Here is a 25,519-nt window from a genome sequence, read left to right as displayed (position 1 = left end):
TGCGGTGAGCGGTTCCGGCGCCGAGAAGGACGTGGAGCTGTCGCCGCCGCTGACGGGCGCCCTCGGCCTCTGGGCCTGGGACCTGGTTGGCGAGCGGGTGCAAGGCGACGCTCGCTTCGCCGCCCTGCTGAAACTCCCGCCGGAGACGGCGCGTCACGGCGTGCCCGCCGCCGAGGTCTATGGCCGCGTTCATCCCGACGATCGGCTGCGTTTGAGGATCGCCGTGGCGGGCGTCGCGCAAGGCGCAGAGGTTTTCGCGCGGGACTTTCGCATCGTCTCCGACGAGGGGGTTCGGTGGGTCAGCGCCCGGGGTCGGGCCAAACACCGCGCGGACCGGCGCCCGCGGACCTTCACCGGCATCCTCACCGACGTCACCGAGCAGAAGCGGGCGGAGGAGCGCCTGCGCATCGCTCAGAGCGCGGGCGGGGTGGGGACCTTCGAGTTCGTGGAAGGCTTCGGGACCGTCGACGTCTCGGACGAGTTCTGCCGGCTGCTGGGGCTGCGCGTCGCCGCCAGCCTGCCCGTGCGCACGATCAACGCCCTCATGGAGCCTGGCGATCCGCCTCTGATCGGCGGGTCGGCGGCAGGCGGCGAGACCTTCCGCACGGAGGTGCGCATACGCAGGGCCGATGACGGCCAGCTCCGCTGGCTTGCGGTCCAGGGCGAGCGCCGGCCGGCCAGCGACGCGGCGGAGCCCACGATCATCGGCGCGGTCTACGACATCACCGCCGCCAAGACGGCCGAGGCGCGGCTGCGAGAGCTCGCCCAGACGCTCGAGCAAAGGGTGGAGGCGCGGACCCAGGAGCGCGACCGGCTCTGGAACACATCCCGCGACCTGTTCGGCGTCGTGGGCCAGGACGGTGTCTATCGGGCCGTGAACCCGGCTTGGACCGGTGTGCTGGGCTACGACGAGGCCGAAGTCGTCGGACGCAGCTTCCGTGACTTCGTCGAGCCCGACGACCTGGCGGCCGCGAGCGAGGCCTGGTCTGGGGGCGGGGCCGTCTCGCTGGAGGACTTCGACGCGCGCATGCGCGGCAAGGATGGCGCGTGGCGGTGGGTCAACTGGACGGTCATTCCGCAGGGCGAGGCGTTCTACGCCGTCGGCCGCGACGTGACCGAGCGCAAGCAGCTCGAGCAGCAGCTCCGCCAGAGCCAGAAGATGGAGGCGGTCGGCCAGCTCACCGGCGGCATCGCCCACGACTTCAACAACATGCTCACCGGCATCCTCGGCGGGCTCGATATGGTGCAGCGTCGGCTCGCCAGTGGCAGGGTCGCTGACGCCGAGAAGTTCATCACCGGGGCGATCGCTTCCGCCGAGCGGGCGGCGGCCCTGACGCACCGTCTGCTCGCGTTCTCCCGCCAGCAGACGCTGGATCCCAAGTCCGTCGACGCCAACGTCCTGGTCGCATCGATGGAGGACCTGCTGCGTCGCACGCTGGGAGAACGGGTCGAACTTGCCGTCCGCCTCGCGCCGGACCTGTGGCGCACGGCGATCGACGCCAACCAGCTGGAGAACGCGCTCCTCAACCTGGCGATCAACGCTCGCGACGCCATGCCCGATGGCGGGCGGCTCACCATCGCGACGGAGAATGTCCGGCTCGCCGAAGCTGTGGGCGAGCTGCCGCCGGGCGAGTACGTGCAGCTGAACGTGGGCGACACCGGCGCGGGCATGTCTGCGGAGGTGCTGGCGAGGGTGTTCGACCCGTTCTTCACCACCAAGCCGATGGGCCAGGGCACCGGCCTCGGCCTCTCCATGGTGTTCGGTTTCGCCCGCCAGTCGGGCGGCGACGTCAGCATCGAGAGCGACCTTGGGCGAGGGACCAGGGTGCGGCTTCGCCTGCCGCGCAATCTGGGCGACGAGGAGCCGGTCGAGGCAGCCCCGGAGGCTGAGACGCCGCTGGGCTCGGGCGAGGCCGTTCTGGTGGTGGAGGACGATCCAGCGGTGCGGCCGGTGCTCCTCGAACTGCTGCGAGAGCTGGGCTACGCGCCCGTCGAGGCGTCCGGCGCGGAGGCTGCGCTGAAGGTGGTGGCCTCGGAGCAGCGGCTAGACCTGGTGATCAGCGATGTCGGCCTTCCGGGTTTGGATGGCCGCGCGCTCGCTGGGCGCATCCGCGCCGCGCGCCCGGAGCTGCCGGTGTTGCTCATCAGCGGCTATGCGGGCGAGGCCGGTCGCCGCGCCGACTTCCTGGAGCCGGGGATCGAGCTGATCGCCAAGCCCTTCGCGACGAACGTGCTGGCCCGTCGGGTACGGGCGATGATCCGGCGCTGACTACTCGGTCTCGCGCGCCACGAACTCGGCCACCAGGCGCTTGAGCGCCGTGAGCGCAGCGAGTTCCATGAGCAGGGCGATGTAGCCGCGGATGCGGCGACCCCGGAGCGAGAAGTTGATGTAGACGAAGAGCACGGCGTCCCGGGACACCCGCGGGAACAGTTCGCGCGCCGGCCCTTCCACCAGCTTGGGCGTGCTGATGTCCAGGTTCCGGTGCAGCATGTTGGCGATGGTGCCGAGGCAGGCCTGCAGGACGACGTTGCCCGTCTCCATCAGCGCTTCCGGCGCGATGGTCGCGAGCTCTTCCGGCGGCGTCGTGTCGCCTGAGACCGCCTGGACCAGCTGCAGGCTATTGGATTCCGGGAAGATCAGCATCGCCCGCCCGTAGACGTCGCCGGCATAGTCCTGCTCGATGGCGATCATCTTCCCGCCGCGCACCCCGCCGACCATCTCCGCCGCCTGCTCGGGCGTCACCGTGGAGACCGCCGGCACCGACAGCGTCACCGGCTCGCCGCACATGGTCGCGAGGTTGGCGGCCGCGCGACCGACGCCGACGTTGATCAGTTCGGTCAGGGCGTCGAGCTCGAGCTCGGTCAGGCGCAGGAGGGAGGAATGGGGCAAAGGCCCTCGCGATCGTTACTGTGACGCTTCAACGGTCAGGACGCTTATAGGCTCCCAAGCGGACGTGCGCACGCGCCTTTGGCGTAACGTCGGCCAATCGCGCGGCGCGGGAGCGCCCGCCGCCCCGCCTAGCGTGGGGGAGGCTCGAAGCCGTCGGGCAGGAAGCCACGCAGCAGCGCCTCCACCGCGACCGTCACCGGACCGGTAAGTTGGCGCTTCCCCGACTCCATCTCCAGGATGCGGCTCGCGCCGTGGTTCTCCTGGAACCGCAGCGCGCGGGCGAGGTCGGCCGGCGACCAGCCCATGGCCTCGCGCGCCTGGCGCAGGTGGTCGCCGGTGGTGATCATGAACGTCTCGCTTCTGAACGGGTCGTCGCCCCGAAAGGCGATGAGGTGCCTAGGCCGGAGAAACCGCGATGTCGACCATGATCTCGGCCGAGATCGCCTCCAGGGCCCCCTGGACACGGCCCGCGTCCACCCCGGCCGGCAGCCGCACTCGGGCGTCCAGGTGGAACAGCGGCGCTCCCGAATGAGCCTCGACGCTCAGCCGTGTGTCGAAGGACTCGATGTTGACGCCGATGGCGGTCAGCGCCCGGGTCACCTGATGGACGATCCCTGGCCGGTCCTGCCCAACGACGTCGAGCGCCAGGACATCGCCGTGTTCCGGCGTCGGCGCCTCAAGGGCCGCGGCGACGCGCACTTCGAGACCTCGACCGTCCACCTCGCCCACCGCCTGGCGCAGCGCCTCGGCCCCGCCGCCCGCGACCTCCACAAGCACCGAGCCGACGTAGAGGCCGCCTAACCGGCTCAGATGGCTCTCCAGCCAGTTGCCGCCTGCCGCCAGCACGGCCGCCGCCAGCGCCTCGGTCAGCCCCGGCCGGTCGCTGCCGGTGACGCTCAGGATCAGTTTGGTCATGCGTGCTCCAAGGCGATGTCGGCCAATTCTAGTCAGATCCCACGGCGCTTCCGCTACCCGGCTGGGACTGGAGGGCGTCGCGCCAACGCTCGAGCATGCTCGTTCGCCGCATCTCGTCGAGGTTGGCAAGGAGGCCCGGACCGACCCGGATGTGCCGCGCCCCGGGCGATTCGGCCCCCGTGTATCCACGCAACGGGCGCAACCGGCCCAGCCGCAACTTTTCCTGCCCTTCCGCGGAAAGCAGGTAGGCGAGGAACAGCCGGGCTGCGTGAGGATGGGGCGCGGCGCGGGGGATGAAGGCCACGCTTGAGATGACGAGATGATAGTCGGACGGCGCCAGGAAGCGGATGCTGGCGTCGCGGTTGCGGGCCCACCAGTCGGCGTAGGTGAGCGTCATGTTGTAGGCCAGCAGGTGCTCGCCGCTCGATAGGCGCCGCATGATGGCGCCGCCCGGCACATAGAGCCCCGGCCGCGACCGGGCGATCGCTTCGAGCAGCTCCCAGCCCTGAGGATAGATCTGCGTGTCGGCGGACATGTACATGAACCCGACGGCGCTCTTCTCCGGATCATAGAGGGCGAGCTTGCCGCGCCAGGCCGACGGGTCCCGCTGCAAGCTCAGAAGCAGGGCGGCGTGGCTCCTGGGGACCTCGCCCAGAAGACGCCCGTTGTAGGCGAAACCGACCGGCTCGGCGGTCACTGCAAAGCCCCGATTCCGCCAGACCGCCCACCGCGGGAAAGCAGCGGCTTCAGCCAGATGCACTGGCTGGGCGTAGCCGTCGTTCACGAGCTTCACCTGCAGGTCCATCGCCGTGCTCCAGGCGATGTCGGCGATGGGCTTCCCCGAGCGGTCTTCGGCGATGACGGCGTCGCGGACTCCGACCGAGTTCAGCTCGCGGAAGCGGACCTTCACACCGGGGTGTCGGCGCTCGAATCCTTCGGCCACCGCGCCGGCCACGTCGTTGTTGGCGTAGATTACCACTTCGCCCTCGCGCCGTGCGGCGCGGGCTGTCCAGCCCTCGTCGGCCATGCCGCAGCCGCCCAGCCCCAGCGCGGGAAGCGTCATCAGGAGCCCGCGGCGGGTCGGCTTGACCCCCACGGCGGGCTGCGCTCCGATGGCCAAGGTCGCTCCCCCGTTTCCGCCTCGGCCCAAGCATCGCCATGAAGATCCTAGTTGTCGAGGACGACGCGCCGCTCTGGCGGTCCCTCGCTGCGTCCCTGTCGGGGGCTGGCCACGAGCCGCATTGGGCCGCCACGGGCGCGGAAGCCCTGGCCGAGGCGGCCGCGTCCACGTTCGACGCGCTGATACTGGACATCGGTCTGCCGGATATCGACGGCTTCGAGATCCTCGCACGCATCCGGCGCAGCGGGTCGGACCTGCCGATCGTCGTCTTGACGGCGCGGGACGCGGTGCCCGACCGCATCGCCGGCCTGGACATGGGGGCGGACGACTACGTGCTGAAGCCGTTCGAGCCGGAGGAACTGGTGGCCCGGGTGCGGGCCGTCGTCCGGCGGAAGGGGGGCGCCGCCGCCAATGTCCTCACGGTGGGGCCTCTGACGTGCGACCTGCAGGCGGGCAGCGCGGCGGTCGCGGGGCGGCCGCTGGACCTGCGCCCGCGGGAGTGGGCGGCCCTCAAGGTGCTGGCGACGCGGCCGAGCAGGGTCGTCACGCGCGAACAGCTCGTGGCCGAGATGTTCCCCGACGAGACGGCCATTTCGCCGAACGTCCTGGATGTCCACGTCGGTCGCTTGCGGCGCAAGCTGGCGCCCGACGGACCGCGCCTGCGCACCCTGCGCGGCGTGGGCTACAGGCTGGATCCTTGAGGCCGCCGTCCAGTCTGGCGCTCCGGCTGCTGCTGGCCCAGGTGCTTCCGCTGGCGCTGCTGGCGGTCGCGCTGGCGGCGGGCGGCGCGGTGCTCGCGCAACGGGTCGTGGAACGCAACTCCGACCGGCTGCTGGCCGCGTCCGTGATGGCCATCGCGGAGCAGGTGAGCGTCAGGGACGGACGCCCGAGCGTCCAGCTGTCCCCTTGGTCGTTGGGCCTTCTGGACGGGCCGGAACGAGACGCCGTCTTCTACGGCGTGCGCCATCGCGGCCGCGTGGTCACCGGCTATGGCGAGCTGCCGCGGCTCCCTCATGCGCGGGTTGACGCCGTCGTCTTTGGGGACGGCGAGATGCTCGGCATGCCGGTTCGCGTGGCCGAAACCTGGGTCGAGGCGCCGGGCCTTGATGCGCCCGTTTCGGTGGCCGTGGCTCAGAGCCTGGACTCCCGGCGCGCCAGCGTCCGCGAGCTGCTGCTGGGTCTGATCGCCCTGCCGGTCTGCCTGGTCGGTGGCGCGGCGCTGCTGATCTGGCCAGCGACGGTCTGGAGCCTGCGTCCGCTGCGCCGGCTCGCCGCCGAACTGACGCGCCGCTCGCAGGACCTGCGGGCCAGCTATGCGCCGGCCTCCCTGGACGGAGTCCCGAGCGAGGTGGCTCCGGTGGTCAGGGCCTACAACAGCCTGCTGGCCAACCTGGAACGCTCGGCGACCGGCCTGGAGCGGTTCGCGGCGGATGCGTCGCACCAGCTGCGCACGCCCTTGTCCGTCATCACCGCGAACCTCGCCCTGCTGGCCAAGGGCAAGCTGGGGGGCGTGGAGGCGCGGGCGCTGGTGCAGGACTCCCGGGATGCGTCCGGCCGCCTCAACGTGGTGCTCCGGCAGTTGCTGGCGCTCGCGAGGGCGGAGGCGGCGGCCGATGCGGGCGTCGCCAGGCTGGACGCCGCGGCTCGCCAGGCCGCGGTGGAGGTGATGCGGGCCAACCCACGCGCCGAGGTGCGGGTGCGCGATCTGCGCGACGGACTTCACGTCCGCGGAGATCCGGTGCTGGTCGAGGAGATGCTCCGCAATCTGCTGTCGAACGGCGCGGTCTATGGCGGCGGCCTGGTGTTCGTCCGCTTGTGCAGGGCGGCCGATGGACGACCGTGCGCGGTGATCTGGGACCGCGGGCCGGGGATGCGGCCTGCCGAGCTCGAGCGCCTGTTCGAGCGGTTCTACCGCGGGGCAGGTTCGGCCGGCACGGTCGGCGCCGGCCTGGGCCTTGCGATCGTGCGGACGCTCGCCGAAGCCTTCGGAGCCGAGATGGAGATCGCGAACCGCCGACGCCGGGGGCTCGTCGTCCGCTTGACGTTCCAGGGCGCCTAAAACTGTGGCGCCTTGAGCACAGCTTGCAGGCAATCAGGAGCCGTGACGCAGAATGCGGCGGCAGCTGCCGCCGCGCGGAGTCTGTCACCGACCTGTCAGACCGCCGCCGGGAGTCTCCGCGGTTCAATCCTGAGGCGAGGTCTCCGCGTGGCGATCGCAAGATTGTGCCTGGATTCCGCTTCGTGCCGGAATGAGATGGTCGCCTGGTTGGGCTTTGACAGGACCGCTGGGGCCAAACTTACTCGCCCCTGCTCTTGCGGGAGAGATTTGGGTTCGACCCGACGCCGAAGGCGCAACCGCCCCGGAAACGCTCAGGCAAACGGACCGCAGAGCACGGACTGACGCTGGAAAGCAGGTTGGCGCGCCAACCTCGCCGAAGGAGCAAGGGCGCTGCGGCGCCTGAATCTCTCAGGCACGAGGACAGCGGGGGCAAGGACGGCCGGAGCGCAGCCCGGCGCGGCGAAGCCGTCGCGCATGAGCCTCATCGACGAAGCGCGGCAGCAGATCGCGTCCGTGGCGCCAAGCCGAACACAGCTGTCGCTCGCGTAACGAAAAAGGGGATATCACATGTCTAACTCTCGCCGCGGGCGTTCGCGCCTGCTGATGGGCTGCAGCCTCACGCCGGCGCTGCTCGCTGCTGTCTATGCCTCGGGCGCGCTCGCCCAGACGAAGGCCGAACCCAGCGAGGTCGAGGCCGTCGTGGTCACCGCGTCGCGCATCGACGTGGCCGGCTTCGAGGCTCCGACGCCCACCGTGCACGTCACTCCGGAAGAGCTGCTGGTCGGCGCGCGTCCGAACGTGGCCGCCGCCCTGAACGATCTGCCGCAGTTCCGGGCCACCACCTCGCCGCAGACGACGGGCACCAACACCGGCGCAGGCAATGCGCCGCTGGACCTCCGCGGGCTCGGCATCAGCCGCACGCTGGTGCTGCTCGACGGTCGCCGCTTCAGCAGCGAGAACGACCTCAACACCATCCCGACCGTGCTCATCAAGGGCGTCGACGTCGTCACCGGCGGCGCCTCGGCCGCCTGGGGCTCGGGCGCCGTGGCCGGCGTCGTGAACATCAGCATCAATCGCGAGTTGGACGGCGGCAAGCTCGGCGCCCAGTACGGCATCTCCTCGCGTGACGACGCGGCCGAGGTGCGCCTCGAGGGCGCCTACGGGCTGTCCTTCGCCGGAGGTCGCGGCCACGTGGTGGTCGGCGGCGAATATCTCGACAACGACGGCGTCATCCCGAAGAACTCGCGGAAGAACGTCGGCCGCTGGTCCCAAGTCTCCAACGGGGCCGGCGCCTTCATCAACGTCGGCGACGTGGGCTTCTCGAACGCGGCCTACGGCGGCCTGATCATGTCCGGGGTGCTCGCTGGCAAGGCCTTCAATCCGGACGGCTCTCTGCGCAACTTCAACTACGGAACCGTCGTCGGCACATCGATGATCGGCGGGGAAGGACCTTCGAACGACGATCTCAGCCCGCTCGTGACGCCGCAGCGTCGCTACGCGCTGATGGCCGCCGCCACCTACGACATCAGCGACAACCTGAAGTTCACGGCCGATGTGCTGCGGTCGCGGATGTGGAACAACTACATCTGGTTCGGCGACCACAACCGCGGCAACCTGACGATCAAGAGCGACAACGCCTTCCTGTCCTCGGAAGTGCGCAACGCCTTGGCCGCCGCCGGCCAGACCAGCTTCACCATGGGCCGGTTCAACTCCGACCTATCCTACGGTCAGATCGACTTCGAGCGGGTCAACACCCAGGTCTCGCTGGCCCTCGACGGCTCGTTCGCCGACGAAGCCTGGCGCTGGAGCGCCTACTACAGCCACGGCGAGTTCGAGAACAACATCGACACGCCCGGCTTCCAGCTTCGCCAGGAATTCGCCAACGCGGTGGATTCGGTGATCAGCCCGACGACGGGGCAGCCGATCTGCCGGATCGCTCTGACCAATCCCCAGACCAACTGCGTTCCGATCAACCTGTTCGGTCTCGGCGCGCCCTCTCAGGCGGCCATCGACTACGTCACCGGCACCCCGCAGCAGCGCGCCACGACGAAGCTGGACGTCGGCGGCGTGAGCCTCCGCGGCGAGCCCTTCGCGCTACCAGCGGGCGATGTCTCGATCGCCGTGGGCGTCGAGGCGCGTAAGGAGCAGGTCAAGCAGACGGTCGGCGCGCTCGACACCGCCAAGGCCTTCACTACCTTCAGCTTCTCGGCGATGGCCGGCGAGTTCACGGTGAAGGAAGCCTTCGGCGAAATCCTCATCCCCGTTGTGGCCGACGTGCCGCTCCTGCGGAAGCTGGACCTCAACGCCGCGGCGCGGATCTCGGACTACGATACGACCGGCTCGATCTGGTCGTGGAAGGTCGGCGCCACCAACGAGTTCTTCGAGGGCTTCCGCGGCCGGATCACGCTTTCGCGCGACATCCGCTCGGCCAACCTCACCGAGCTCTTCACCACCACCACGACCGGCTACAACAACATCAACGACCCGGTGAAGGGCCAGACGGTCTATGTGCTGAACAACGGCGGCGGCAATCCCGGCCTGACGCCGGAGACCGCCGACACGCTGACCCTCGGCGTCACCTGGCAACCGCCGCAGGTCTCGGGGCTGAACATCTCGGTCGACTACTTCGACATCAAGATCGACGACGTCATCACGACGATCGCGCCGCAGGACCTGGTCACCCGCTGCTTCAACGGCAACACCGCCCTTTGCGACAAGGTGGATCGCGACGCCGCGGGCAACCTGATCCGCACGCGTTCGACCTATGTGAACCTGTCCAAGTACAAGACCGACGGCATCGACGCCGAGGTGTCCTACCGGACGCCGGTGGACGCGCTGTTCGAAGGCGGGTCGGGCCAGTTGCAGCTCCGGCTCGTCGGGACGTGGGTCAACAGCCTCACCACCGACGACGGCATCAGCGTCATCGAATACGTCCGGTCGCAGGGCTACTCCTTCGGCCTGGGCGTGCCCAAGCTGCGCGTGATGGGCAGCGTCGACTGGAAGGGTGAGATGTACGGCGGCTACGTCCGCGCGCGCTACATCTCGAAGGGCGAGTACAACAAGACGATCAACATCGTGAACAACGAGATCGACGCCTATACCTACTTCGACGTGGGGGTGAACGCCCGGCTCCAGAACATCAGCGGCCACGACGTGGAGCTGTATGGCGCCGTCACCAACTTGTTCGACAAGGACCCGCCGCCCGGGTCGCTCTACTCGCCGTACTACGACGTGATCGGCCGCTACTTCACGGTCGGCGCCCGCGTCGCGTTCTAGGCTTCCTGCGGGCCGCTCGCTGCGAGCGGCCCGCGGCTTACCCCCTCAAGGCAATCCCCATGCACATCCGCCTTTCCCTGGCGTTGGCGCTGATGCTCGGCGCAGCGGCCCCAGCCGTGGCCGCGGTCAAGCCGCCGGCGGCCGTCGTCGCCGACGGCCTGCCGTCCGTTCCCGAGTCTCTGGCCGACGCGACGCGACCCTATCTGCAGGCGCGCCGAGCGGCGTTCCTCGGCTGGAACGCCGCCGATCGATCGATGCTGATCAAAACGCGCTTCGGCGCGACGGAGCAGCTGCATATCGTCCAGGCGCCCTATGGCGACCGGCGGCAGGTGAGCTTCGAGGATGAGCCGATCATGTTCGCGGCGCTGTCGCCCGACGGCGCGACGACGGTCGTGCAGAAGGACGTCGGCGGCGGCGAGTTCTACCAGCTCTACACCCTGAAGGACGGCCGGCTGCACCTGCTTACCGATGGCAAGAGCCGCAACTGGTTCGGCGCCTGGAGCCCGGACGGCAAGCTGATCGGCTACGCCTCGAGCCGCCGCAACGGCGCGGACATGGACCTCTATGTCGCCGATCCCACGAAACCCGGAAGCGAGCGCCTGGTCGCCCAGGTGACGGGCGGGGGCTGGAGCATCTCGGATTTCTCGGAAGACGGCCGCACCGCCCTGGTGTCGAACCGCACGTCGATCAACCAGACGATCCTCTACGAACTGGACGTCGCGAGCGGCAAGCTGACCCGGATCACCGACGCCAAGGCGCAGGTTGCGTATCCGGGCGCTCGCTATGCGCCGGACGGGACGGTCTGGACAACCTCGGACAAGGACTCCGACTTCCTCCGCCTCGGCAAGCTTGACCGGAAGACGGGCAGGTTTACCCCGGTGAGCAAGGAGCCCAAGTGGGACGTCAGCGACTTCGCAATCTCGCCTGACGGCAGCTTCATCGCCTATGCGATCAACGAGGCCGGTGTGACGCGGCTGCGCGTCATGAACACGGCGACGGGGGCGACACGCAACGTCGATGGGTTGCCGGCCGGGGTTCTGCAATGGAGCATCGGCGACACCATCCAGATCGCCCCCTGGGGCGACATCGGCCTCAGCCTTTCGTCGGCTCGCGTGCCTGGAGACGCATTCTCGATCGACCCGAAGACTCTCACGGTCACCCGTTGGACCCGCAGCGAGAGCGGCGGCCTCGATCCCGAGAAGAACGTCGAGCCCAAGCTGATCGAGGTGAAGAGCTTCGACGGCGAGACCGTGTCGGGATTCCTCTACCGGCCCGATCCGGCGAAGTTCCCGGGTAAGCGGCCGCTGGTGATGGACATCCACGGCGGGCCGGAGGGCCAGGTCCGGCCCGACTTCATCGGCTCTTGGAACTATCTGATCAACGAATTGGGCGTTGCGGTCTTCATGCCGAACGTCCGCGGCTCCTCCGGCTTCGGCAAGCGGTTCGTCAACCTCGACAACGGACCGTTCAAGCGCGAGGACTCGGTCAAGGACATCGGGCCGTTCTACGACGCCCTGGCGCAGGACCCCGCGCTGGACGCCTCGCGCTTCGGCGTCTCGGGGCTCTCGTACGGCGGCTACATGTGCTACGCCGTGGCCATCCGCTACGGCGATCGGCTCAAGGGCGCGAGCTGCACCGTCGCGATCTCCAACTTCGTCACCTTCCTGGAAAACACCCAGGCCTACCGTCGCGACCTGCGGCGTGTGGAGTACGGGGACGAGCGCGATCCGAAGCAGCGCGCCAAGCTGCAGGAGATCTCTCCGCTGACGTCGATCGACCGGGTCAAGATCCCGATGCTCGTGGCGACGGGGGGCAACGATCCGCGCGTCCCGCCGTCCGAGGCCGACCAGGTCATCAAGGCGATCCGCAGCCACGGCGGCACGGTCGGCCACATGCTCGCGACCAACGAGGGGCATATCTTCCAGAAGAAGGAGAACGAGGACTACCACTTCTGGACGGTCCTGCAGTTCTGGCGGAAGAACCTGCTCGGCGAGACCGTCGAGTAGTTCGTGGAGCGCGGCGGGCCGCCCCCACGGCCCGTCGCGCTCCGCCTTTTCGATCCTGCTCGAACGTGGAAACGCCCATGCGCCGCTTGCTGAGCGCCGTCGTCGTCTGGACCGCGGCCATGTCCACCCTGGCGCACGCCGGCCCGGGGCCGGTGACGACCGACCACCACATGCACGTCCATTCCCCGGCCATCCTCGAGATGCTGCCGGCCTATTGCGCAAGTCCTTACCGCAAGCAGCCGTGCGACGCCCGCTTCGTGCAGCCTCTCGCCACCGCGGACGCACTGGCCGCCCTCGACGCGGCGGGCATCCGGCGGGGCTGGCTGCTTTCGACGGGCTATCTTGCCGAGAGCGCCTTGATGGGACCGGTTCCCGCCGATGCGCCCCAGCGCGTGCACGCCGCCAACGCCTTCACCGTGGGCGAGGCGCGGGCGCACCCCGATCGGCTGACCGCCTTCATCGGCGTCAATCCGCTGACCGACACCGCGCTCAGCGAGATCGCGGCCTGGCGGCGCGATCCAGCCGCCGCGGGGATCAAGCTGCATCTCACGAACTCCGGCGTCGACCTTCGCTCGCCAGCGGACATCGCCCGCCTGAAGGCGGTGTTCCGCGCGGCATCGAAGGCGCGTTTCGCGATCATGATCCACATGCGCACCGGCGCAGCGGATTACGGCCGCGCCGACGCCGAGACCTTCATCCGCGAGGTGTTGCCGGAGGCGCGGGGCGTTCCCGTGGTCATCGCCCATTCCGCCGGGTGGGGCGGCATCGACCCCCAGACGCTGGGCGCGCTTGGAGCCTTCGCCGATGCGGTCGAACGCAACCCCCGCCTCGCCCGCAACCTGTGGTTCGACCTGGCGCAGGTCTACCGTCCGGAGACGAGCGCAGCGGACCGCGCGGCGTTCTCGCTCCTCTTGAAGAGGATCGGCGCGTCGCGCTTCCTTGCCGCCTCGGACTGGCCCTTCGCCGGCGATCTCAGAGGCTACTACGCGGCTTTAGGCGCCGAGCCGTCCCTCGATCCGGCGGCGCAAGCCGCGATCTCAGCCGCGAGCGTTCCGCTGCCGCGGGGCGGGCGGTCGGCCCGTCCCACCCGCTAGCGCGGCTGGAACAAGACGTCCGTCACGCGGCGCAGGCCGTCGGTCCGCTCGATCTGCACGACCACGTCGATCACCCGCCGGACGTAGGTCTGGACCTTGTCCCAGCCCAGGTCGACGCCTGAAGTCAGCGCCAGCAGCGCGATCTGGTCCAAGGCGCCCGCGGGACTGTCGGCATGGACGGTCGTGATTGAGCCGGGATGGCCGCTGTTCACCGCCCGGAGGAACGCAAACGCCTCCTTGCCGCGGAGCTCGCCCAGCATGATGCGGTCGGGCCGGAGGCGGAGGGAGGCGGCCAGCAAGGCGTCGGCGTCCACCCGGGCCTCGCCGAGTTCGCCGCGCACGGCGACGAGGCCCACGCTGTTCGGATGGTCCAGACGGATCTCGGGCGCATCCTCGATGACCACCAGCCGCTCGCCGCGGTCGATCTCCTTCACCAGGGCGTTCAGCAGGGTGGTCTTGCCGCTGCCCGTGCCGCCCGAGATCACGATGGTCTTGCGCCGCGCGACGGCGGCCGCAAGGAAGGCGCCGGTCTCGCCAGCGTCCAGCATCGTCTTCAGCTCGGCGTCGGCCTCCGCCTCACGGCTGCGATCGATCCGCGCTGCGGCCTCGAAAAGGCCGTCCCGCGCCAGGTCCGCGACGCTCATGTCCGAGATGAGGTGCTTGCGCACGGCCATGGCCACCCCGCCGCGCGTGGCGGGCGGGGCCACCACCTGGACTCGGGCGCCGTCAGGCAAGGTGGCCGAGAGGAGAGGCTGCTCGCGGTTTACGCCCTGATGGCTAGCGGCCGCGATCTGCCGGGCGAGACGCTGCAGGGCCTGCTCGTCGAGTTGGTCCGCGGGTTCGCGGCATATGCCTCCGCCCGCTGTTTCGACCCAGATTTCGCCTGGCCGGTTGATCAGAACGTCGGTCACGTCGGGCCTGGACAGCCAGGGCGACAGGGGCGCCAGGTACGCAGAGAGATAGACGTTCGCCGTCATCGCACGACGCCCGAGAAGTCGAGGTCGCGGGCCACCAGGACCTGCACCGGCACGCCCTGGGCGACCTTGATGGTGTCGGGGATATTCACCTGCTGCTGCAGCGCCGTCTGGCCGACCGACACCGCCGAGGTCGGCGCGCCGATGATCAGGGTGTTGCTGCTGTCGCCGTTCGAGGCCAGCGCCGTCGTGCCCGCCTGAAGGACGGTGAGCAGGATGCCGGCGCCGAAGCGCTGGAAGAAATGCCGGTCGACGTCGCCGGTGAGGCCGCCGCGGCCCAGCCGATCGGTGGCCGGCGAGCCGATGTCGATGCTGACGCCGGCGGGGCTGATCACCCGCGACCAGACGACGAAGGCGCGAGACTGGCCGGCCGCGACGGCGCTCTTGTACTCGCCGATCAGCTTGGAGCCGCGGGGGATCAGCACACGGCTGCCGTCGAAGCTGCGCACGTCGCGGCTGACGACGCCCCGCACCGAGCCCGGCACATCGGAGTTGATGGCGGTTTCCAGCACGGCGGCGATCACCGTCCCTTCGGGGATCATTCGGCCGAGGTCGCGCATCTGACCCGCGCGGGCGACATCACCAAGGCTGCCGGTCAGGCGGGCGGCGAAGCGCTCGTCGGCGGACATGGGCGGCTGGGCCGCGGCGCCAGCGCCGGGCGCGGCCGCCGTGTCGGCCTGGGCGAGTTGCACGGTCTGGGCCGCCGCTTGGCCGCCAAAATCCACCACCACCGTGGGCGAGCGCCAGTGGGCTTCCTCTGGATTCGGCTGCGGCATGGCCGGGGCCGGCGCGTAGAGCGGGGCGGCCGACTGCGGCGAGGGCGCGGCGGGAGGTGGCGGCGGCGGTGAGGCTGGCGCTGGCGCGGCCTTCGGGGCTGGCGGAGCCGGCGTCTGTGCGTGAGCCTCGCGGCCGCTGCTGAGGCCGTTGAAGACCAGGACGCCCAGCAAGGCCGCGCCGCCGACGCCCACCCATACAGTCCACGGGGAGTCGGGGGCCTGTACGCGGGGCAGGGCGCCGGCTCGGGCGAAGACGGGGCTGAGTTCGGCTGGAGCCTGGGTCTGGTTCTTGCGCTTCATCGCCGCCACCACGGGTCCTTCTTGCGCTCTTGCAGCGCGCTGGCTTCCTGCACCCGGAAGCCGTCGTTGTAGATGCGGGTCACCTCGTCGCCGCGCCGCAGGACGAAGCCGCGGACGACCCGGTCGACGACGACGTAGCCGTCGCGCTGCCGGGTGTTGACCACCGCCTCGCCGCCATCGGCCTCGATGGCGAAGACGGCAGGGAGGTCCTCATCGGCGCGAAAGGCGAAGTAGGTGTCGAGCCCGTCGTCGAAGACCTTGATCGGCAGGTTCTTGGTCGATCCCTGGTAGGAATAGGCGACGTTGCGCTCCTCGGGCGGCGCGGGCGGCGGCGGCTCCGCCACCAGCGCGACGGCGGGCGGCGCGTAGAGGAAGCGCACCGTGAACGGCGCGCCCTTGGCGGCCGAGCGTCCGCGGACGGACAGTTCGAAGTTGTAGCGGCGGAGGTTCGTGACGACCGTCATGTTCGTCGCGGGCCGCGCGCCCATCGGCTTGAGGAACAGCAGGTTGGCCCGCTTGTTCGGCGTCACCTGCCAGCCCAGGGAGTCCCCGATGGCGACGTTCTCGATACGCTCTGCGGGATCGAACTCGACGGCGAGCTGATAGCCGAGGGCGACGCGCAGCTCCACGACATCCTCAGGCGCGTAAGGCACAACGTGGATGCGCGGGTCGCCGGGGCCCGGTCGCGGCACGACCGCGCCAGCGGACTGAGCGGCCAGCAGCACGACGGCGGCGGCCAGGACGGGAAGTCGGGTCATCTTGCAGCTCCCGCGCGGCGGGCGGTGACGGTTGGACGGCGGTAGCCGTCGCCCAGGCGAGGGGCTTCGGCCATAGTGACGGAGACAGCCCGCTGCGCCCCGGCGGCGGCGGCCGCGGCCGCCTCTCCGGCTCGGCTGCGGGTGGCTGCCTGGGCATGGTCGCGCTGGAGGTTGAGCGCGAGCTGTTCGGCGCGCGACGGCGGCGGGATCGCGGGAGCCTCGGCGGCGGACGGTCCAGCCTGGGTTCCGCCCGGGATGGCGGATGCGCGGCCCGGGCTGGGCAGCCGGAAGCCGAAGGCCATGACGCACGCCCCGATGACCAGCGCGGCCTGGCCGGCGGCGAATACGAAGACGAGGGCCGCCGCGCTCATCGCGGTTTGCGGATCAAGCTTCTGCCCGATGCGCTGCTGGGCGAGCAGGGCGATCCAGGGCTCCAGCACGGCCAGCATGAGGATGATGAGCGTCCAGGCGACCAGCGGCACGAGAGCCGCGGCGACCAGCGCCCGCACCCAGCCGACGAACAGGCCGCGCGTGACCGGAATGAGCGCCAGGGCGATGAACAGCGGCCCTATGGCGGTCAGCACGCCGATGGCGATCGTCGCGGCGGAGATGACGCCCGCGCTGGCCAGGAAGATCACGCCCGAGGCCGCCGCCGAACTCTCGGCCGCTGCGGCCTGCGGGCTGGAATAGCCCTTGGCTTCGGGGCCGGCGATCCTGCCATAGGCGGCGGCGGTCTTGCTGAACTCGCCGTAGGCCGTCTGAAGCCCATCGATGGGGGAGGCGGCGAAGCTCGAGCCGCCGTTGTCCTGAAAAGGCTGGGCGACGAGCGCGGCGATCTCGACCGGCGCGCGGTCGGCGACGTCGAACACCAGCGTCTGGAAGGTCGCCCAACTGGTGGTCAGGGCCAGGATCGCGCCGATCTTCAGGGCGATGACCGGAGCGTCTGAGATCCGCGCGGCGCCGCGCGCGAACAGCATCCGGTAGCCGATCAGGGCCACGTAGATGGTGAGCAGCGCCGTGATCGCCGCCTGGAAGACGGGCGAGCTTGCGAGGGCCAGGTAGCCGCCCTGAGCATAGACCTTGGTCTGGCAGTCGATGGTGGCCAGCACGCCGCGCACGACGCCGGCGTCCACCACGGCAGGACAGGCGCCGCTCATGCCGCGCTCCGTCCTTCGCGGACCTCCTTGCCGGCCATGAAGGCGGGCAGCCATGCCGCGGGTTCGTCCCCGACCTCCTCGCGCAGGGCGTCGAGCCGGCGAACCGCCCGTTCGGTGCCGGCCAGCACCGCCAGCTCGCCGGAGAGGCCCGCCAGGTCGAGACGCGCGACGACGCTGTGGTCGCCCCGCTTGATGAGGAAGCATCGCGACGTGTCCGGCAAGGTGCGGACCAGTTCGAACTCGTGCTCGGTCAGGCCGAAGCCGTCCACATAATCCGAGGCCTTGGCCCGAGCGTTCGGGAAGAAGATCTGCGTCGCCGCCTGCTCGATGATCGCCGAGGCGATGCGGCTGTCGAGCGCGTCGGAAGCGCTCTGGGTGCAGAACCCCACGAGCCCGTTCCGCTTCCGGATGGTCTTCTCCCAATCCTTGATGCGGCGGACGAACACCGGGTCGTCCAGGACCTTCCAGCCCTCATCGACGATGAACATTGCCGGATTGCCGTCCAGGCGCTGCTCCAGGCGGTGGAACAGGTACATCATCGCCGGGATGCGGATGACTGGCGCGTCCAGCAGGCGCGTCATGTCGAAGCCCAGGATCCGGGTCTCGACATCGAGCTGGTCGGCGGCGTTGTCGAACAGCCAGGCGTGTTCGCCGTCGTCACACCAGGGGGCGAGACGCGCGGCGAGGTCGCCGGCGTGCGGGCGCCGCGCGCCACGGAAGAGTTCGCGCAGGTAGCGGATGCGGCGGTGGCCGGGCGGCTGGGCGAAGTTGGCGTCGACGGCGTCGGCGATCATCAGCCGATCCTCACTGTCGAGCGTTTCTCCGCCGCTGGTCAGGAGCTGCGCGACCCATTCGGCAAGGAAGGCCCTGTTGGCCGGCGTGTCGGCGAGGGCCAGCGGATTGAAGCCGGTCGGCTCGCCCGGCGAGATGACGTCGTAGCGGCCGCCGATTGCGCGGATGAAGGGCTCGGCGCCGCGGTCCTTGTCGAAGTAGGCGATCCGCGGCTTCAGACGCTCCGCCTGGGCGAGCAGGAAGGTCAGCAGGACGGTCTTGCCGGAGCCGGACGGGCCGATGAGCGTGAAGTTGCCCAGGTCGGCGTTGTGGAAGTTGAAGTGGTAGGGCCCGAACGCCGTGGTCTCTAGGACGGCGATGGCGGGCCCCCAGTGATTGCCCTCCGCCTGGCCGGTCGGATGATTGTGGAAGCTGGCGAGCCCCGCGAAGTTTCCGGCCGAGATCAGCGCCTTGCGGCCGATGAACCCGAAGTTGGCGGGGAACTGGGCCCAGAAGGCCGGCTCCAGGTTCACGTCCTCGCGGACCGCCACCGCGCCGGTCTCGGCGAGCGACGACTGGATCTCGGCGACCTGGGCGTCGAGCTCGTCCAGGGTGTCCGCCTTGGCCAGGATCGTCAGGTGATGTTCGCCGTAGGCTGCGCGACCGGCGCCGACGTCGTCGCGCGCCTGGGCGAGTTCGGCGCGGAGGCTGAAGGCGTCGTCCTCGGCGGCCTTCAGGCGGCGCAGCGCCAGACCCATCCTGTCCAGGGCGACCTGCCGATCCACGAAGGCGAAGCTTTCGGTCAGCACCATTTCCATCGGCAGGCGCAGCACGCCGTCGAGCAGGCCCGGCGCCGTGCGCGCGGGATAGTCCTTGAGGGACACCATCGCCCCGAAGGCGGCGGGGCCGGCGGCTGGGCCGAACTCCATCGCGTCGAGGCCGAAGCTGAGGCGCCGCGTGGCGATGGCCTGGCCCAGATCGCCGGCAGGCTCCAGAACCGGCCGCAAGTCGCCGTTGAGGATCAGGCTGAGGAATTCGGCGGGCTCGGAGCGCCGCGCTCCGCCGGGGCCGCTGTAGAGCCCCAGCGTGCGTGCGCCGTAGGGCGACAGCGCCGCAGCGAAGGCCTCCCGGGTCGCATGCAGGTCGCGCAGGTCGCGGGCGATATCGGCGTGCCGGGTGCGGGGTCCCTTCATCAGCCGCTCGACCAGACCGGCGCCGCCCTGGGTGGGCCGCAGCACGAGCGTCAGGAAGATGTCGTTCACGAAGAGCCGGCGCTCGGCGAGTTGCTCGCGCCACCGTGCGTCGAGGGCGGCGCAGAACGGCTCCTCGGGCGCCGGAGGGAAGGCGGGAGTCACCCGCCGACGGATCACGTGGTGGTAGATGGCGAGCCGCGAACTCGCCGCGCCGCGCAGCACCGTCTCGCGGATGGCCTTGCGGTAGTTCAGCTCCTCGTCCGGCGCGGTCTCGAAGGGAAAGCCCGCCAGGTGCAGCGTCTGCACCAGCATGCCGTCCCGCGTTCGCAGCGTGACGTCGTCCGCATGCGCCAGGTAAGGCAGGCGGCTGCCCACCGACGCCTCGCGTGGGGCAAGCGCCTTGCCGGCCCCGGTGGTGAGGAAAGTCGCGGTCATGGCTGGTAGGAGTTCCCGCGCCAGAAGCCGAAGTTGCGCACCCGCGGACAGCTCCGCAGCCGTGTGATCCAAAGGTCGAAGAAGCGCGGCTCGCGCAGCGAGCCGACGTACCCCACGGCGTGGATCACGACCGCGATCAGCAGCGCCCAGAAGGAGCGCGTGACCAGGAAGGCTTCGGCCGTGATGACTAGGTTGAGCACCGCATAAGGATATGTGACGCCGCCGATCATCTGCGGCCGCGTCAGCGCCGCGAACACGGGGTCGGCCGCGAGCCGGGTCATGCCGTCAGAGCCCCTGCGCCAGGCCGCGGATGCCGCCGACGATCGTTACCGCGCCGAAGATGATGAAGATGCCGACCAGCACGACGATGCCGCGCCGCCAGTCGAACCGGCCCGTCAGCATCAGGTAGCCGATCACCGCGATGGCGATCACCGCGGCGGTGGTGGCGAGGTTGCCCAGCAGGGTGCCCTGCACCCAGTTGAGGGCGGCGATGAGCGGCGAGGATCCCGCGGGATCCGCCGACTGGGCATGCGCCGGAGCGGCCGCGGCGGCGGCCAGGGCGGTGAACGAAAGGAGCTTCTTCATCGGCCTCACTCAGCGCGCGGCGCCGGCGCCCGGACTGGCCGCCAGACGCGCCAGGATGGCGCGCACATAGGTCTGTGTTTCCGCGTAGGGCGGCACGCCGCCGTAGCGTTGGACCGCGCCGGGTCCGGCGTTGTAGGCGGCCAGGGCCAGCCGAACGTCGCCGAACGTCCTCATCTGCTTCGCGAGGTAAGCCACGCCGCCCTCGATGTTTGCTCTGAGATCGGACGGATCCACGCCGAGGTCGCTAGCGGTTGTTGGTGACAGCTGCATGACGCCGCGCGCGCCCTTCGGCGACACGGCGGCATGGTTGAATCGAGACTCCTGCCAGGCCACCGCCTCGGCGAGCGCGACCGGCACGGCGTGGCGTGCGGACGACTCGGCGATCAACCGAGCGATGTCGTGCGGCGCCTTGCCGCGGACCGCGGGGCGCGTTTCCTGAACGATGGACTCGGCGCCTTGCGCGGTGTGGATCGCGGGCCCGGAATAGGTGGTGACGGCGCCGTCGTCGCCGATCTCGAGCACCTGCGCCCCCGCAGGGGTCGCCGCCAGCAACGCGCCCGCGAGCGCCGTCAGAATCACTGCCCGCGGTGGAAGTCCCGCCATCCCGCTGCTCCCGGATTACGGGCTCGCAGGCGCCTGATCTCCCCGGCGGACCGAACCGGCCTCAACCTCGGGAACGTGCGCCTGTGCGGCCCTCTGAAGTCGAACCGAGGGATAGCGCCGAACTGTGACAGATCTGTCATGGCGACGTCAGGTGGTCGTCACGGATCGCGCCTAAGAGCTTCGCCGGATGGCGGGGCATGGGTCCGGGGAATACCTCCGAGATCTCTCCGCATGCACGCATGAACTTGGCGCCTCGCGCGGGAGAGAGAAATGTCCGGTAAGAAGATCGGTCTGTTTGTGATGGCCTCGCTGGGCGCCCTGGCGCTCGCCGGCTGCGGCGCGGATGACATCGCCTCGCCCGGGACGGGCGGCAACGTCACGATCAACAACCCGGGCGGCGGCAACAACGGCGGCAACAATGGCGGCAACAATGGCGGGGGCACGGTCACGCCGGCGTCGGGCTGCCCCACCATCGACGATCCGCAAGGCCTGAAGGACGACGGGACCATCACCGGCCCGACGGGCACGTGGCGCGTCTGCACCCTGCCGTCGCGCATCAACCGGTCGATCCGCCTGACGAAGGTGCCGGGCCTGCTTTATCAGCTGTCCGGTCGCGTGGACGTCGGCACGGACGGCGGCTTCACCGCCAGCGCCTCCGACACCAATGTCACGCTGACGATCGATCCGGGCGTGATCGTCTTCGGCGGCACCGGACAGTCCTGGCTGGCGGTGAACCGCGGGAACAAGATCAACGCCGTCGGGACCCAGACACAGCCGATCATCTTCACCAGCCGTGACAACGTGCTGGGCCTCAACACCGACGCCTCGCAGGGCCAGTGGGGCGGCGTGGTGCTGATGGGCCGCGGCCGGGTGACCGACTGCACCACCGGCTCCGTGGCTGCCGGCACCTGCGAACGCCAGACGGAAGGCGCGGCGGACCCGGCCCGCTTCGGCGGCGCGAACGACGCCGACAACAGCGGCCGCATGTCGTACGTCCAGATCCGCTTCTCGGGCTATGTGCTGGGCGCCAACGTGGAGCTCCAGTCGCTGACCGGCGAGGGCGTCGGCAGCGGCACCCAACTCGACCACATCATGAGCTTCAACAGCTCGGATGACGGCTCGGAATGGTTCGGCGGCTCGCCCAACCTGAAGCACTACATCGCCGTCGGCGCCGACGACGACAGCCTCGACGTCGACACCGGCGCGCGGATGAACGTCCAGTTCGGCCTGCTGATCCAGCGTCCCGGCGCGGGCGATGCGCTGAACGAGATCGACAGCAACGGCTTCGAGACCGACACGCCGCGCACCAAGCTGCAGCTGTCGAACCTGACCATGATCCAGCCGCAGGTCAGCAGCAGCAACGAGGCGAACGACCAGGCCTCGGCGCTCTATCGCGGCAACTCGGACGTGACGCTGGTCAACAGCATCCTGATCAGCCCGAACAACGAGTGCATCCGCATGAACGGCTCGGGCGCCACGCCCGTGACCCTGACCGCGCGCTCGACGGTGCTGAGCTGCAACGCGACCAAGTACATCGGCACGGGCAGTCTGACCGCCGCCCAGGTGGCCGCGGCCTTCGGCGCCGGCTCGAACAATAACCGCGACGACTTCACCTCGACGCTGGTGAGCGGGTTCGTGAACGGCTCCAACGAGAGCGGCATCGTCGCCTTCAACCCGACGACGCTGGCCAGCTTCTTCTCGGCGGTGAACTACATCGGCGCCGCCTCATCCAGCAGCGACACCTGGTTCAGCGGTTGGACCTGCAACAGCGGCACCGCGAACTTCGGCTCGGGCAACTCGGGCGCCTGCACCTCCCTGCCGACCAACTGATCCGCTGCCGACGACGTCGGATTGTGGGGGGCGGCCGGGAACGGCGGCCCCCCTTTTTCACCAGAACGAATTCCCGAGGGGCCGGAGATGATCACGCGGCGGCTTACTTCCATCCTCCTGTTCACCACGGCGCTGAGCGCGCCGGCGTTGGCCTACGGCGCGGAACAGGCCGCGCCGCTCGCGTCGGCCGAAACGGCGGCGAGCGCGGCCGATGAGGCGGCCCGGCGCGCACCGGGCGCGCAGGAGGAGACGGAGGTCTCCGTTCCCGGCGTCTCTGAGATCGTGGTCGTCGGCCGACGCGCCAACGTCGTCCAGGCCGGCTCGCAGGTGCTGTCGGTGCTCTCCACCGAAGACATCCAGCGGAGCGGCGAAGGCAACATCGCCGGCGCCCTGACGCACCTGTCCGGCCTCAGCCTCGTCGGCAGCGGCTACGTCTATGTCCGCGGACTCGGCGACCGCTACTCGCTGGCGCTTCTCAACGGCTCGCCGCTGCCCAGCCCGGAGCCGCTGAAGCGGGTCGTGCCGCTGGACCTGTTCCCCAGCAGCATCGTCTCCTCGGCGCTCGTCCAGAAGAGCTACTCGCCCAACTTTCCCGGCGAGTTCGGCGGCGGCGTGATCAACCTCACCACGCGGTCCATTCCTCAGGAAGGCTTCCTAAGCATCGGCGCCTCGATCTCGGCCGACACCGAGACAACCGGCCAGCTCGGCTACACCTACTACGGCAGCAAGACCGACTGGACGGGCTACGACAACGGGAACCGCGACATCCCCTCGGCCCTGGCGGCATTCGTCGCGAGCGGCGAGCGGATCAGCTCGGGCAAGGTCGACACCGCGCCGATCGCCAGCCAGCTGGTCAACGGCCGCAACGCCGTGCTGCAGCGTTGGGGCGACCTGCCGCCGAACTTCTCCGTGAACGCCGCCGGCGCCCGCTCCTTTGAGCTGGAGAGCGGCAACCTCGGCGTGATCGCCGCGGCGGGCTACAGCAACAAGTGGCAGACGCGCGACTCGGTGAACCAGAACTCGCTGTCCAACGACCTCTCCGACCTGGAGTCGGACTTCCGGCGGGTGACGACCGACAACCGGATCATCGTCAACGGGCTGTTCGGGCTGGCCTACGAATTCGGCGAGACGAACCAGAACAAGGTCCGCTGGACCAATGTCTACATCCACGACACCGACAAGCATGCCCGCCTCGGCCTCGGCAATCGCCACGGCACCGAGGTCGACTACATGCAGCAGGACACCGCTTGGTACGAACGCCAGCTCATCGACACCCAGGTGGTGGGCGAGTTCAGGCCGACCGACGCGCTGAGCATCGACGTCCGGGGCAGCTACGCGAAGACCAAGCGCAAGGCGCCGTTCGAACTGTCGTTCGAGTACGTCCGCACCAATGTGGCCTCCGACCCGTTCGGCCAGTACTTCGTCAACCGCCTGAACAACGGCAATAACGGCGATGCGACGGTCAGCTTCTCCGACCTCGACGAGCGGCTGTGGTCGGGCGGCGTGGACGTCTCCTACCGCGTCTCGCCCGACCTCGCGGTCACGGCGGGCTACGCCTACGGCGACACCCGGCGAACCAGCGCGCGCCGCGACTTCCAGTTCCAGGCGCCGAACACCTTCCCCGGCGGCGTCGACATGTTCCGGCCCGACCTGCTGCTGCAGCCGTCGATCATCGAGAACTTCGGCGTGGAACTGGTGGAGACCAACGAGGGCACGCCGGCGTTCCTGGCCACGCTGAAGACCCACGCTGGTTACGTGAAGGCCGACGGGCGGCTGCTGGACACGCTGAAATTCGACGTGGGCGTCCGCTACGAGACGGCCGAGGAAGCGGTGGCGCCAATCCAGGTGTTCACGACGCCCGGCGCCTCGACGGCCTCCACCAGCCTCGACAATGGCTACTGGCTGCCGGCTGCCACTCTGACCTGGGAGCTGCGGCCTGCCATGCAGCTTCGGGCGAACGTGTCGAAGACCCTCGCCCGGCCGCAGTTCCGGGAGCTGATCTACCAGTTCTACTTCGACCCCGACAGCAATCGCATGTATCGCGGCAACCCGCTGCTCCAGGACAGCGAGCTGACCAACGCCGAGCTCCGCTATGAGTGGTACTTCGGCTCGGAACAGCGGTTCTCGGCGGCCGGCTTCTACAAGAACATCGACAAGCCCATCGAGTCGTTCGTCTCGGGCGAGTCGTTCACCACCAGCTTCGCAAACGCGCCGTCGGCAGACCTCTACGGCGTCGAGGTCGAGGTGCAGAAGTACTACGAGCTCGACTTCCTGGGCGGCGATTTCTGGTCCGCTCGGCGCCTCCTGGTCGGCGGCAACTACACGTACTCGAAGTCGGAGCTGAAGGTCTCGGCGGACGATCCCGTCGCCGTTTTCGCCTCGAGCTCGACGCTGGCCACCGACTTCTTCCGCGACGGCGCGCCGCTGACCGGCCAATCGGAGCACATGGCCAACGTCGAGTTCAGCCTGGAGGATCGCGAGAGCCTGTCGCAGCAGACCCTGCTCATCAACTATGCGAGCAAGCGGGTCACGAGCCGCGGCCTGGCGAACACCGGCCAGCCGGACATCTTCGAGTACCCCGGCCTGCGCGTCGACTTCGTGGCCCGGCAGGGCATCGAACTGGCCGGGCGGGAGGTGGAGCTGAAGTTCGAGGCCCGCAACCTGACCGGTCGCAAGTACAAGGAATACCAGAGCGAGGGCGACAATCGCGTCTATCTGAACCGGTATCGGCTCGGGCGCGTGTTCAGCCTTTCGGCCAGCACCAAGTTCTGACCAGG

Annotated in this window: 20 protein-coding genes and 1 riboswitch; of the genes, 8 read left to right on the top strand and 12 right to left on the bottom strand. The window is 69.5% G+C overall.

Annotated elements, in window-relative coordinates:
- Positions 1-4: 4 nt before the first annotated feature.
- The gene (locus ACO2Q0_RS04040) at positions 5-2,269 is read left to right on the top strand and encodes a PAS domain S-box protein (protein WP_423350188.1); all 2,265 of its coding nucleotides are present in this window, start codon (positions 5-7) and stop codon (positions 2,267-2,269) included.
- Here the strand turns inward: ACO2Q0_RS04040 and ACO2Q0_RS04035 are convergent, their stop codons facing one another.
- The 4 genes from ACO2Q0_RS04035 to ACO2Q0_RS04020 form a co-directional block, all read right to left on the bottom strand.
- Positions 2,270-2,890, bottom strand: a complete 621-nt coding sequence (locus tag ACO2Q0_RS04035; protein WP_423350187.1) for a chemotaxis protein CheX — start codon at positions 2,888-2,890, stop codon at positions 2,270-2,272.
- 128 nt (positions 2,891-3,018) lie between these two features.
- Entirely contained in the window at positions 3,019-3,237 is a 219-nt protein-coding gene (locus ACO2Q0_RS04030; RefSeq protein ID WP_423350186.1) for a helix-turn-helix domain-containing protein, read from the bottom strand.
- A gap of 49 nt (positions 3,238-3,286) precedes the next feature.
- A complete protein-coding gene (locus tag ACO2Q0_RS04025) occupies positions 3,287-3,805 on the bottom strand; it encodes a glycine cleavage system protein R (RefSeq protein ID WP_423350185.1) in 519 nt (172 codons plus the stop codon).
- A 28-nt stretch (positions 3,806-3,833) separates the two neighbouring features.
- On the bottom strand, positions 3,834-4,925 hold the full coding sequence (locus ACO2Q0_RS04020) for an ABC transporter substrate-binding protein (RefSeq protein WP_423350184.1): 1,092 nt from the start codon (positions 4,923-4,925) through the stop codon (positions 3,834-3,836).
- Between the two features lie 38 nt (positions 4,926-4,963).
- Between ACO2Q0_RS04020 and ACO2Q0_RS04015 the strand changes: the two genes are divergently transcribed.
- The 5 genes from ACO2Q0_RS04015 (at position 4,964) to ACO2Q0_RS03995 (ending at position 13,360) form a co-directional block, all read left to right on the top strand.
- Positions 4,964-5,626: a response regulator gene (locus ACO2Q0_RS04015; protein WP_423350183.1), complete on the top strand. Its 663-nt coding sequence runs from the start codon at positions 4,964-4,966 to the stop codon at positions 5,624-5,626.
- A complete protein-coding gene (locus ACO2Q0_RS04010; protein ID WP_423350182.1) occupies positions 5,623-6,984 on the top strand; it encodes a sensor histidine kinase in 1,362 nt (453 codons plus the stop codon). Before ACO2Q0_RS04015 ends, ACO2Q0_RS04010 begins: the two co-directional genes overlap by 4 nt.
- 334 nt (positions 6,985-7,318) lie before the next feature.
- Positions 7,319-7,418, top strand: a riboswitch (glycine riboswitch).
- A gap of 133 nt (positions 7,419-7,551) precedes the next feature.
- Positions 7,552-10,260: a TonB-dependent receptor domain-containing protein gene (locus ACO2Q0_RS04005; protein ID WP_423350181.1), complete on the top strand. Its 2,709-nt coding sequence runs from the start codon at positions 7,552-7,554 to the stop codon at positions 10,258-10,260.
- A gap of 59 nt (positions 10,261-10,319) precedes the next feature.
- Positions 10,320-12,266: a prolyl oligopeptidase family serine peptidase gene (locus ACO2Q0_RS04000; protein ID WP_423350180.1), complete on the top strand. Its 1,947-nt coding sequence runs from the start codon at positions 10,320-10,322 to the stop codon at positions 12,264-12,266.
- A 77-nt stretch (positions 12,267-12,343) separates the two neighbouring features.
- A complete protein-coding gene (locus tag ACO2Q0_RS03995; protein ID WP_423350179.1) occupies positions 12,344-13,360 on the top strand; it encodes an amidohydrolase family protein in 1,017 nt (338 codons plus the stop codon).
- Here the strand turns inward: ACO2Q0_RS03995 and virB11 are convergent.
- Genes virB11 through ACO2Q0_RS03955 form a run of 8 tightly spaced genes read right to left on the bottom strand, consistent with a single transcriptional unit; the run spans position 13,357 to position 20,912 of the window.
- Positions 13,357-14,337 carry a P-type DNA transfer ATPase VirB11 gene (gene virB11, locus ACO2Q0_RS03990; RefSeq protein ID WP_423350178.1) on the bottom strand — a complete coding sequence of 327 codons (981 nt, stop codon included), beginning with the start codon at positions 14,335-14,337 and terminating at the stop codon, positions 13,357-13,359. The two genes, ACO2Q0_RS03995 and virB11, sit on opposite strands and share 4 nt — an antisense overlap.
- Positions 14,334-15,410, bottom strand: a complete 1,077-nt coding sequence (locus tag ACO2Q0_RS03985; RefSeq protein ID WP_423350522.1) for a TrbI/VirB10 family protein — start codon at positions 15,408-15,410, stop codon at positions 14,334-14,336. Before ACO2Q0_RS03985 ends, virB11 begins: the two co-directional genes overlap by 4 nt.
- Positions 15,407-16,168, bottom strand: coding sequence for a TrbG/VirB9 family P-type conjugative transfer protein (locus tag ACO2Q0_RS03980; protein WP_423350177.1), 762 nt, complete (start codon positions 16,166-16,168; stop codon positions 15,407-15,409). The genes ACO2Q0_RS03985 and ACO2Q0_RS03980 overlap by 4 nt, the downstream gene beginning before the upstream one ends.
- Complete coding sequence (locus ACO2Q0_RS03975; protein WP_423350176.1) at positions 16,165-17,325, bottom strand: type IV secretion system protein; 1,161 nt, start codon at positions 17,323-17,325, stop codon at positions 16,165-16,167. The genes ACO2Q0_RS03980 and ACO2Q0_RS03975 overlap by 4 nt, the downstream gene beginning before the upstream one ends.
- Complete coding sequence (locus ACO2Q0_RS03970) at positions 17,322-19,724, bottom strand: VirB4 family type IV secretion/conjugal transfer ATPase (protein WP_423350175.1); 2,403 nt, start codon at positions 19,722-19,724, stop codon at positions 17,322-17,324. The genes ACO2Q0_RS03975 and ACO2Q0_RS03970 overlap by 4 nt, the downstream gene beginning before the upstream one ends.
- Complete coding sequence (locus ACO2Q0_RS03965) at positions 19,721-20,005, bottom strand: type IV secretion system protein VirB3 (protein ID WP_423350174.1); 285 nt, start codon at positions 20,003-20,005, stop codon at positions 19,721-19,723. The genes ACO2Q0_RS03970 and ACO2Q0_RS03965 overlap by 4 nt, the downstream gene beginning before the upstream one ends.
- A 4-nt stretch (positions 20,006-20,009) precedes the next feature.
- On the bottom strand, positions 20,010-20,309 hold the full coding sequence (locus tag ACO2Q0_RS03960; RefSeq protein WP_423350173.1) for a TrbC/VirB2 family protein: 300 nt from the start codon (positions 20,307-20,309) through the stop codon (positions 20,010-20,012).
- Positions 20,310-20,318: 9 nt separating this feature from the next.
- On the bottom strand, positions 20,319-20,912 hold the full coding sequence (locus tag ACO2Q0_RS03955; RefSeq protein ID WP_423350172.1) for a lytic transglycosylase domain-containing protein: 594 nt from the start codon (positions 20,910-20,912) through the stop codon (positions 20,319-20,321).
- A gap of 270 nt (positions 20,913-21,182) precedes the next feature.
- Here ACO2Q0_RS03955 and ACO2Q0_RS03950 point away from each other — a divergent pair, with 270 nt between their 5' ends.
- Positions 21,183-22,742, top strand: a complete 1,560-nt coding sequence (locus ACO2Q0_RS03950; protein WP_423350171.1) for a hypothetical protein — start codon at positions 21,183-21,185, stop codon at positions 22,740-22,742.
- Positions 22,743-22,829: 87 nt separating this feature from the next.
- Positions 22,830-25,514, top strand: a complete 2,685-nt coding sequence (locus ACO2Q0_RS03945; RefSeq protein WP_423350170.1) for a TonB-dependent receptor domain-containing protein — start codon at positions 22,830-22,832, stop codon at positions 25,512-25,514.
- The last annotated feature ends 5 nt before the right edge of the window (positions 25,515-25,519 follow it).

Origin of the sequence: Phenylobacterium sp. VNQ135 (genome assembly GCF_049445735.1) — a bacterium.
Classification (GTDB): domain Bacteria; phylum Pseudomonadota; class Alphaproteobacteria; order Caulobacterales; family Caulobacteraceae; genus Phenylobacterium.
The sequence above is the reverse complement of the archived record's forward strand: the minus strand, read 5'-3'. Positions and strand labels throughout refer to the sequence as shown.